Below are 9230 nucleotides of genomic sequence, written 5' to 3'. Positions count from 1 at the left end.
CCAGATCGTCGACGCCGACGGCGACGAGGTCGACGACTCCTGGGGCTTCAACCTGCGCTTCCAGCGCACGTTCTGATCGACCTTCACAGGTTTAAAAGAAAACCCGGCGGGCAACCGCCGGGTTTTTTGCTGTTGGAATGGCCTTTTCGTTGTCGGAAGAAAACCACGGATGAAATATCGAGGCGCGACCTCGTGGCTACTCGATCGGTCGATTGCTATCGCAGCATCAGTACCATGCAGGAGGCACCTGTTTCGGCAGCCGGCGCGAATGGCTCGCGGATGATGAGACCCCCTGAATCGGCAAGAATCCGCAGCATCGAGGAATCCTGGATGCCGAACGGCGTCGCGGTAAGCTGTCCGTTCACGATGTCGATTTTCGCCCGAACATAATCTTGCCGAAGGTCATTGGCCGGCATTGCCGCGCCCAGCACAGCGGGGCGTATATCGTGCTCCCCCTTGTGCGCGCCGAGCTGCGCGACAAGCGGCTTCAGAAAAAGGTGGGAGCATACGAGGCTGGCCACCGGATTGCCCGGCATGCCGATGAATCGTGTTTTGCCTCGCCGCCCGAACATCAGCGGTTTGCCGGGCCGCATAGCGATCTTCCAGAAATCGAGCTTGACGCCTTGCCAGCCGAGCACCTCGTGGACGAGGTCGTGGTCGCCGACCGACGCGCCGCCCAACGTGACGACGACGTCGGCGCCGGCCTGTGTCGCTTCCGCCAGCCGCGCCGCTGTGGCGTCGCGATCGTCGCCGACAATGCCGAGGTCAAGCACCCGCGCGCCGGCCGCAGCAGCAATCGCGGCGACACCGTAGGCGTTCGACGAAATGATCTGGTCCGGTCCGAGTTCGCTGCCCGGGGGCAGCAATTCGTCGCCAGTGGCGATGATGGCCACCAACGGCCGGACGACCACGTCGAGAACCGCATGGTTGGCAGACGCGGCAAGCGAAAGTGCCGCGGCACCCAGCACGCGGCTTTGATCCAGCAGCTTTTCGCCTTCCGAAAAATCCAGTCCGCGCCGCCTGATATGCCGGCCCGCCGCCACCGTCTCGAAAACCTCGATGGCATTCGAGCCCAGCGGTCGCGTGTTCTCCTGGATGACGATTGTGTCGGCGCCTTCCGGCATCGGCGCGCCAGTGAGGATGCGCACCGCCTGTCCTTGCGCCAGCTCGCCACGATACCCGCGTCCTGCCGCCGATACGCCGATGACGTCAAGCCGCACCGGCACTTTCGCGACATCCGCGACACGAACGGCATAGCCGTCCATGGCGGAAGCGTCGAAAGGCGGCTGCGTCCTCAGCGCCATCAACGGGCCAGCCAGTACCCGGCCGGCAGCCTCATGCAGCGCTACTCGCTCGGATGCCAGCGGCATTGCGCCGTCGAGCAGCAGCCGCAACGCATCGGCGACGGGCAGCAGTGCCATGTCACTCCGCCGCCCGAAAATCGCCGGACTTGCCACCGGTCTTCTCGACCAGCCGAATTCCGGAGATGACCATGCCGCGATCCACCGCCTTCGCCATATCGTAGATCGTCAGGCAAGCGACCGAGGCAGCCGTCAGCGCCTCCATCTCGACACCCGTCTTGCCGGTCACCCTGGCGAGCGCGGTCACGCGCAGGCCGGGCAGGGCGGTGTCCTCGGCGATATCAACGCTAACCTTGGTCAAGAGCAGCGGGTGGCAGAGCGGGATCAGTTCATGCGTGCGTTTTGCTGCAAGAATGCCCGCGATCCGGGCTGTGCCGATCACATCGCCTTTCTTGGCATTACCGGCAACGATCATCGCCAACGTCTCCGGCTGCATGGCGACAAAACCTTCGGCGACGGCCGTCCGCACCGTCTCGTCCTTTTCGCCGACATCGACCATGTTCGCCTGGCCGTCGGGGCCGAGATGGGTCAGCACTGCCGGCTTTTGAGACGCCATTCAGCCGAGCCCGACGGATACGGCGGCTTCGCCATAAAGCAGCGCGCGGGTCGCCTGCGTTACGTCCTGGCGGCGCATCAGGCTCTCGCCGACCAGGAACGTCTCGATGCCGGCATTTGCCAGCCGGCGGCAGTCGTCATGTGAAAAAATGCCGCTTTCGCCGACCAGCAGCCGGTCGCTCGGCACCAGATTGGCGAGCCTTTCCGAAACGGCGAGGTCGACGTTGAAACTGTGCAGGTCGCGGTTGTTGATGCCGATCAGCGGCGAGGCCATCGCCAGCGCCCGCTCCATCTCCGCCTCATTGTGCACTTCGATCAGAACATCCATGCCGAGATCGAGCGAAGCGTCCTCGATCGCCCGCGCCTCGTCGTCATCGACGGCTGCGAGCACGATGAGCACCGCGTCGGCGCCCCAGGCTCGTGCTTCATGGACCTGATAGGGATCAAACATGAAATCCTTGCGCAGGACGGGCAGGGCGGTCGCCTCGCGCGCCTGCGCCAGATATTCCGGCGCTCCCTGGAAGGAAGGCGCGTCCGTCAACACCGACAGGCATGCCGCCCCGCCAGCCTCATAGGCGCGCGCTAGCGCCGGCGGGTCGAAATCGGCGCGGATCAACCCGCGCGACGGGCTCGCCTTCTTGATCTCGGCAATCAGCCCGTAGCTGCCGCGCCGCCGCTTGGCGCGCAAGGCTTCGACGAATCCACGCACCGGCGCGGCATCGCGCGCCCGGGCTTTTACTTCCGCGAGCGGCACACTGATCTTGGCAGCCGCGATTTCCTCGCGCTTGTATTTCTCGATCTTCTTCAGAATGTCGACCACGGCTCTATCCGTTCGATACCGCAACCAGGCGTTCGAGCACGACCGCGGCGCGCCCGCCGTCGATTGCCGCCGTAGCAAGCCTTATGCCATCGGCCAGATCCGTCGCCTTACCAGACAACACAAATCCCGCGCCGGCGTTCATCAGCACCGTGTCGCGATAGGCGCCTGGCTTGCCTTCCAGCGTCGCCCGCAGGGCGGAAGCGTTGAACGCCGCATCGCCGCCGCGCAACTCCTCGCGCTTGCGGCGGACGAGCCCGAAATCCTCCGGCTTGAGCACAAAACTCCGGACCGTACCGTCGACGAGTTCCGCTACGCTGGTCTCGCCGGTCGTGGTGATCTCGTCCAGCCCGTCGCCATGCGCCACCCAGGCGCGCTCGGCGCCGAGCTGTTTCAGCGTTTCCGCGACCGGTGCGATCCATTCCGGCGAAAACACGCCGACCATCTGGCGGCGCACCCCCGCCGGATTGGACAGCGGGCCGAGCAGGTTGAAGATCGTGCGCGTGCCAAGTTCGGCGCGCACCGGCCCGACATGGCGCATCGCCGGATGGTGTGACGGCGCGAACATGAAACCGACGCCGGCCTCGCGGATACAGGTTGCGATGGCTTCCGGCGCAAGGTCGATCTTCACACCGAGCGCGGTCAGCACATCAGCTGCGCCGGTCTGCGAAGAGAGCCCGCGATTGCCGTGCTTGGCGACCGGCACGCCGCCGCCGGCAATCACGAAGGCGGAGGCCGTCGAGATGTTGACGCTGTGCGAGTTGTCGCCGCCGGTGCCGACAATGTCGATCGCGCCGTCCGGCGCTTCGACGGTCAGCATCTTCTCGCGCATGGTCGCGACAGCGCCGGAAATTTCGGAAACCTGCTCGCCGCGCACGCGCAACGCCATCAGGAAGGCGCCGATCTGCCCCGGCGTCGCTTCGCCCGACATGATGATGTCGAACGCGTCCTTTGCTTCCTCGAAGGAGAGGACGGAGCCGCCGGCGACCTTGGCGATATGGGGCTTCAGCGTGCTCATCTGAGCTAGAAGGCCAGCGCCTGGGCGATCGCTGCTTGGTCGACGCGCACTTCGTATTCGCCCTGCAGCCGTGCCACCAATTGGTCGAGCAGATCGTCCGAAAGACCGGAGGCGAAGTTCCTGCGGGCATCCTCGGCGATCGCGTCGGCGCCGGAGGCAGCAGGCTCGAACACTTCCGTCGCCTTGAACAGGATGCGGGCGTCGCCTGCCGGCGCGGCAAAGGCACCCGAACCGCCCTCGGCCACCGCGAAAACCGCGCTGACGCCGTCACGGCCGAAATCCGCATCGTCCGCCCCGCGCTTGAGGCCGCGCTTGGTCTGCTTTTCCAGCTTCAGTTCGCCGGCGATCACGTCGAGTGTGGCCCCGTCCTTCAGCCGCTTCTCCAACTCCGTGACCTTGTCGGCAAGGCGCTTTTCGGTTTCCGCCGCGATCCAGTCGGCGGTGACCTTCGCCTTGACCTCGTCGAGCGGGCGGTCGCGCGCCGGCGTGATGCCCTGGACCTCGAAGAACACATAGCCGTCCGAGCCGATATTGACTGCCGGGTTTTCAACGCCGACCTCGGTGTCGAAGGCGGCGCGCAGCAATTCGGCCGACGCCGGCAGGTCGTTGATGATCGTCTCGTCCTGCTTTCTGCCCGACTGGTCGACCGCCTCTACCGTCGTGACCTTGAGTTTCAGCTTGTCGGCGGCTTCGGCAAGCGTATCGCCGCCGGCGCGTGCGTCTTCATAGGAATCATGGACGTCGAGCAGGACGCGGTGGGCTTCGCCCAGCGCAAGATCCTTGCGGATTTCGGGGGCGACTTCCTCGAAGTATTTTACCACTTCGGGGTTGATTGCGGTGACGCGCACCAGCACCGGCCCGAACGTGCCGTCGACCACGCCGCTGACCTCGTTATCCCCAAGCGCGAAGGCGGCCTCGGCCACTGCCTTGTCGGGCATCCTGTCCTTGGCGAGCGTGCCGATCTGCACGTCGGCGAGCGTCTTGCCTTGCCCCTCGACGATTTTCTCGAAGGTCGTGCCGCTCTTAAGCGAGGCTACCGCGGCGTTGGCGGCATCCTTGGACGGCAAGACCAGTTGCTCGATCGTGCGCGTCTCCGCCGTCGTGTAGCGGGCCTTGTTCTTGTCGTAGTCGGCGCGGACCTGCTCGTCGGTGATGGCGCCCTCGTCGGCGATGTCGGCCGGCTCCAGCTTGACATAGGCGATCTTGCGGTATTCGGGCGCCGAATACTGCTTCTTGCGCTCATCGAACCAGGCCGAGAGTACCGCGTCCTCCGGCGCCTCTACCGGCTCGACCAGCGAACGCGGCAAAGCGAGATATTCCGCCGTGCGGTCCTCGCCATTGTAAAGCGAGACGGCGCGCAGGAAAGTGTCGGGGGCCTTGATGCCGTCGGCGACGGCTTCGACGATCTGCTGGCGGATCGCCACCTGGGCGCGGTTTTCGAAGTAATCCTCCGGGCGCATGCCGATCTGGCTGAGCACGTAATCGAACTGCTGGCGGTTGAACTTGCCGTCCTGGCCGTGGAAGGCCGGATCCTCGGCGGTGAGCGAGGCGATGCGATCCTTCGAAAGGCCAAGGCCCAGCTTGCGGGCCTGCTCGTCCAGCACGGCGCCCGAGACGAGCTGCGCCAGCACCATATTGTCGACGCCGAACGCCGTCGCCTGCTCGCGGGTCAGCCGCTGGCCGAGGCGCTGCGACAGCACGTTGATCTGGCGGTCGTAGGCGAGGCGGTATTCGGTCGCGGAGACCGAGGTTCCGCCGGCGGTGATCAGCGGATGGCTGCCCAGGCCGGTGTTCACCTGCCCGGAGATTCCCCAGATCGCAAAACTCACCACCAGCAGCAAGAGCAGGAGCTTGGCAACCCATGTGCCGGCCGCGGATCGTAGAGCTTCGAGCATGGAACAGTCCGTTGAAGGCCCATCGGGATGGGCGAAGTCCGTGAAGGATCGGCAATAACGCCCTTGCGGGCAAGTGTCGATTGCTTTGTGACCTGATTTTGCTACGGAGGGTCCGGTCCATGGTCGTTGGGAGTTGAGAATGTCGTCGCCGATTCATCCGCTGGTCGCCGGTAACTGGAAAATGAACGGCGTCGGCGCGTCGCTTGCCGAGTTGCGCTCGATCGGCCGCGAGTTCCTGTCCGGCATCGACGCCGAGACCGACGCCCTGATCTGCGTGCCGGCGACATTGATCACCCGGGCAGTCGAAGTCCTCGGCAATACGCCGGTCAAGGTCGGCGGACAGGACTGCCACGCCCTGGCGAGCGGCGCGCATACCGGCGACATCTCCGCCGAGATGCTGAAGGATGCCGGCGCATCCCATGTCATCGTCGGCCACTCGGAGCGCCGCACCGACCATGGCGAGACCGACGCGATCGTCCACGCCAAGGCCGAAGCCGCATGGCGTGCCGGCCTCACGGCAATCGTCTGCATCGGCGAGACGCGCGCCGAGCGCGAATCGGGCGCGACCATGTCGGTCCTGTCCCGCCAGATCGCCGGGTCCGTGTCGTCAGTCGCGACCCACGCCAACACCATCATCGCCTACGAACCGGTCTGGGCGATCGGCACGGGCCTGACACCGACCGTTGCCGATGTCGCGGAGGCGCATGCCCATATCCGCGCCGAGCTTGCCGCCCGGATTGGCGAGGAGGCGAAGCGCACACGCATCCTCTATGGTGGATCGGTGAAGCCGTCGAACGCCAAGGAATTGCTGTCGATCGACAACGTCAACGGCGCGCTGGTCGGCGGGGCCAGCCTCAAGGCGCGCGACTTCCTCGGCATCGCCGAAGCGTATCTGAGTTTCTAGCGCATCCGCTACTCGGCGCTTTTTTTCATCGCTTCCGCAGGCTGCCGGTCGCCAACACCGGCCACGTCCTGCCGTTCGCTGGCTCTCCTTCAACGGGCTTCTCTCCGGGGGCCTTCTGCATGCTGACCCGGCGACACCCGGATTTCCGATGGCCGAACCACCGGATATACTGGCCATATGGCAGAGCGTCGACATTCCTTCGGCCCGTTTGTTCTCGACACCGGCCGCGGACTGCTGCAGCGGGACGGTAAATCCGTTGCTGTCAGCGGACGCGCCCTGGCGATCCTCGAAGCCTTGCTTGAGGCCGAAGGCGAGACGGTCCCCAAGGCCGGCCTGCTGGAGCGCGGCTGGCCAGGAACGATCGTCGAGGAAGGCAATCTCACCGTGCAGATCGCGGCGCTGCGGAAGGCGCTCGGTCCTGCTCCGGATGGGCGGGAATGGATCACCACGGTTCCGCGGCTGGGCTATCGCCTGCCTCGCCCGAATGGGAGTCTGGCGGAGGCGCAAGACGACCTTCCTTCCAAACCTACGCTCGCCATTCTGCCGTTTGCCGTCATCGGAACCGATTCCGAGCAGGAGTATTTCGCTGACGGCGTCGTCGAAGAGATCATCACCGCGCTCAGCCGTTTCCGCCGCTTTTCGGTTGTCGCCTGCAACTCCGCCTTCACTTACAAAGGCCGTGTGCTCGACGTGCGGCAGGTGGCGAAAGAACTCGGCGTCCGCTACGTGCTGGAAGGCGGTATCAGGCGTTCGGGAAATCGCCTGAGGATCACGACGCAGCTTATCGATTGCGCGAGCGGCACGCATCTCTGGGCGTCGACCTTCGATGGATCGCTTGACGACGTCTTCGACTTTCAGGATCGCATAACCGAGAGCGTGGCGACCCTGGTTGAGCCGCATATCCAGGCCGCCGAGATCGAGCGCTCCCGGCGGGAACGGCCTGGCAGCGTCGCGGTCTACGATACCTATCTGTCCGTCGTGCCCAAAATCCTCGCGGAATCGGAGGAGGCGAACGCCGAAGCGGACGCACTGCTTGCCCGAGGCCTGACGCTCGATCCGGACAATGCCCTGCTGCTTGCGCATGCCGCCTGGGTGTTGGAGCACCGCATCACTATGGGCTGGCCTTCTCTTGGTCCCGACGACCGCGAAAGATGTTACGGATTTGCGCGGCGCGGATTGGTGAGGGCGGCAGGCGACCCTACGGTCATGGCGCATTGCGCCATGGCGCTGATCCAGGTCGCCCGGAAATACGACTGGGGCATGGCCGTGCTCACGGCGGCGCTGGAAGCCAATCCGAACAACATGCAGGTCGTCACGGCGGCGGGAGTCGCCAATCTGCATTGCGGCAGCGTGGCGGACGCGCTCGCCCTGTTTCATCGCGCAAGGCGGCTATCGCCCCGCGATCCCTTCGCGCATATCTCGCTGTGCGGGACGGCGCACGCACAGATGATCCTCGGCAACTACGAGGAAGCATTGACCTCGGCTGCCCAGGCGATTGCCGTCAATCCGAACTTCGATGCGACCTACTGGATGCTGATCTCCGCCAATGCGCATCTCGGACGCATGGAGGAGTCCCGGCGTTTTCTGGACGAGTTGCGAAGGATATCTCCGGGCGTCACGGTGGCCCGCATCCAGGCCGGGCAGCCCGCGAAGGATCCGACGCGCTTGGCCGCCATCCTCGAAGGGCTTCGCATCGCCGGTCTTCCCGAAGACTGACGCGCGCCAAGACCGTTTGGAACTTTTTGGAATTTTTCGGCCCTCGCCAAGGGACATAAACGCGCCGGCTCCTCGAAAGTACTCCTCCGAAATGCCGATTGGCGCGCAATCCGAGGAGTCCGGAATGTTGACGACCTTGACGATCCTTTCTCTCGACCAGGGCAAGATTTATAGCGAGGCGGACCGCGACACGTGCAGCACCCCGACGGTTGCCGGTCTCGTTCGGCCGTTTGCCTGGCTTCGAAGACTTGCCGAAATCTTTTCCCGGCATCGTTTGCGGGGAGTGGAATCGGCTCCCGAACTCGAATGCGACCCGAATCTCGTGACCCCACAACCCGCAGGGGCGACGCATCTAGCCGCCGTCGCGAGTGCATGTCCGATCTTGCGACCGGCAACTGATCCTACACAATGAGGACAAGCTTGCCGTCCCTCCCGCCTGCTGAAAAACCTCAGTTCACCGCCCGACCGGTTGCAATCACGGCTTTGAGCCCCATATTCCCGGCGGGCTTGGAAATGCCACGAAAGCCATGTATTGAGCCGCCACGTTTCGGCAGGGCATCCCTGTCTGCATTCTGGATTCTGCCGGGGAAGTTATGGAAACTGTCGTCATCGTCATCCATCTGATGATCGTGCTCGCGCTTGTCGGCGTGGTGCTGCTGCAACGGTCGGAAGGCGGTGGACTGGGCATCGGCGGCGGTTCCGGCTTCATGACGGCGCGGGGTGCTGCCAATGCCCTGACGCGCGCCACCGCGATCCTCGCCGCGGCCTTCTTTGCTACCTCCCTGGTTCTGTCGCTGATCGCCCGCTACGGCGACCGTCCGATCGACATTCTCGACCGCGTGCCGGCCACGCAGGGCGAGGGCGGTGGCGTGCTCGACCAGCTCGGCGGTTCCGACGTCCCGTCGGCCCCGGCTCCCGCCGCCCCGGCTGATGCGACACCGCCGCCCGCCAACCCGCCGGCATC

Annotated in this window: 8 protein-coding genes; 3 read left to right on the top strand and 5 right to left on the bottom strand. The window is 64.9% G+C overall.

All coding sequences use genetic code 11. From position 1 onward, the window contains the following. Positions 1-215 precede the first annotated feature (215 nt). Genes glp through ACH196_RS37145 form a run of 5 tightly spaced genes read right to left on the bottom strand, consistent with a single transcriptional unit; the run spans position 216 to position 5646 of the window. Positions 216-1421, bottom strand: a complete 1206-nt coding sequence (gene glp, locus ACH196_RS37165) for a gephyrin-like molybdotransferase Glp (protein ID WP_396651838.1) — start codon at positions 1419-1421, stop codon at positions 216-218. A gap of 1 nt (position 1422) precedes the next feature. Then, entirely contained in the window at positions 1423-1917 is a 495-nt protein-coding gene (gene moaC, locus ACH196_RS37160) for a cyclic pyranopterin monophosphate synthase MoaC (protein WP_396651837.1), read from the bottom strand. After that, complete coding sequence (gene trpC, locus ACH196_RS37155; RefSeq protein ID WP_396651836.1) at positions 1918-2736, bottom strand: indole-3-glycerol phosphate synthase TrpC; 819 nt, start codon at positions 2734-2736, stop codon at positions 1918-1920. A 4-nt stretch (positions 2737-2740) separates the two neighbouring features. Next, complete coding sequence (trpD, locus tag ACH196_RS37150) at positions 2741-3751, bottom strand: anthranilate phosphoribosyltransferase (protein ID WP_396651835.1); 1011 nt, start codon at positions 3749-3751, stop codon at positions 2741-2743. Between the two features lie 5 nt (positions 3752-3756). After that, complete coding sequence (locus ACH196_RS37145; RefSeq protein ID WP_396651834.1) at positions 3757-5646, bottom strand: SurA N-terminal domain-containing protein; 1890 nt, start codon at positions 5644-5646, stop codon at positions 3757-3759. Positions 5647-5785: 139 nt separating this feature from the next. Here ACH196_RS37145 and tpiA point away from each other — a divergent pair, with 139 nt between their 5' ends. The 3 genes from tpiA to secG all read left to right on the top strand — a co-directional run. Then, positions 5786-6550, top strand: a complete 765-nt coding sequence (gene tpiA / locus ACH196_RS37140) for a triose-phosphate isomerase (protein ID WP_396651833.1) — start codon at positions 5786-5788, stop codon at positions 6548-6550. A gap of 177 nt (positions 6551-6727) precedes the next feature. Continuing rightward, positions 6728-8266 carry a winged helix-turn-helix domain-containing protein gene (locus ACH196_RS37135; RefSeq protein WP_396651832.1) on the top strand — a complete coding sequence of 513 codons (1539 nt, stop codon included), beginning with the start codon at positions 6728-6730 and terminating at the stop codon, positions 8264-8266. A gap of 593 nt (positions 8267-8859) precedes the next feature. Beyond that, positions 8860-9230: preprotein translocase subunit SecG (secG, locus tag ACH196_RS37130; RefSeq protein WP_396651831.1), on the top strand; the 371-nt coding region annotated here is incomplete at its 3' end.

The sequence above is a fragment of the Mesorhizobium sp. IMUNJ 23232 genome, from assembly GCF_044326205.1.
GTDB lineage: Bacteria > Pseudomonadota > Alphaproteobacteria > Rhizobiales > Rhizobiaceae > Kumtagia.
Note: the sequence above shows the minus strand (reverse complement) of the source record. Positions and strands in the feature narration are given on the sequence as shown.

Bases quoted from the DNA above. Each gene is read 5' to 3' on its own strand.
- trpD (WP_396651835.1), bottom strand. From the start codon at position 3,751: ATGAGCACGCTGAAGCCCCATATCGCCAAGGTCGCCGGCGGCTCCGTC.
- ACH196_RS37145 (WP_396651834.1), bottom strand. From the start codon at position 5,646: ATGCTCGAAGCTCTACGATCCGCGGCCGGCACATGGGTTGCCAAGCTC.
- tpiA (WP_396651833.1), top strand. From the start codon at position 5,786: ATGTCGTCGCCGATTCATCCGCTGGTCGCCGGTAACTGGAAAATGAAC.
- moaC (WP_396651837.1), bottom strand. From the start codon at position 1,917: ATGGCGTCTCAAAAGCCGGCAGTGCTGACCCATCTCGGCCCCGACGGC.
- ACH196_RS37135 (WP_396651832.1), top strand. From the start codon at position 6,728: ATGGCAGAGCGTCGACATTCCTTCGGCCCGTTTGTTCTCGACACCGGC.
- glp (WP_396651838.1), bottom strand. From the start codon at position 1,421: ATGGCACTGCTGCCCGTCGCCGATGCGTTGCGGCTGCTGCTCGACGGC.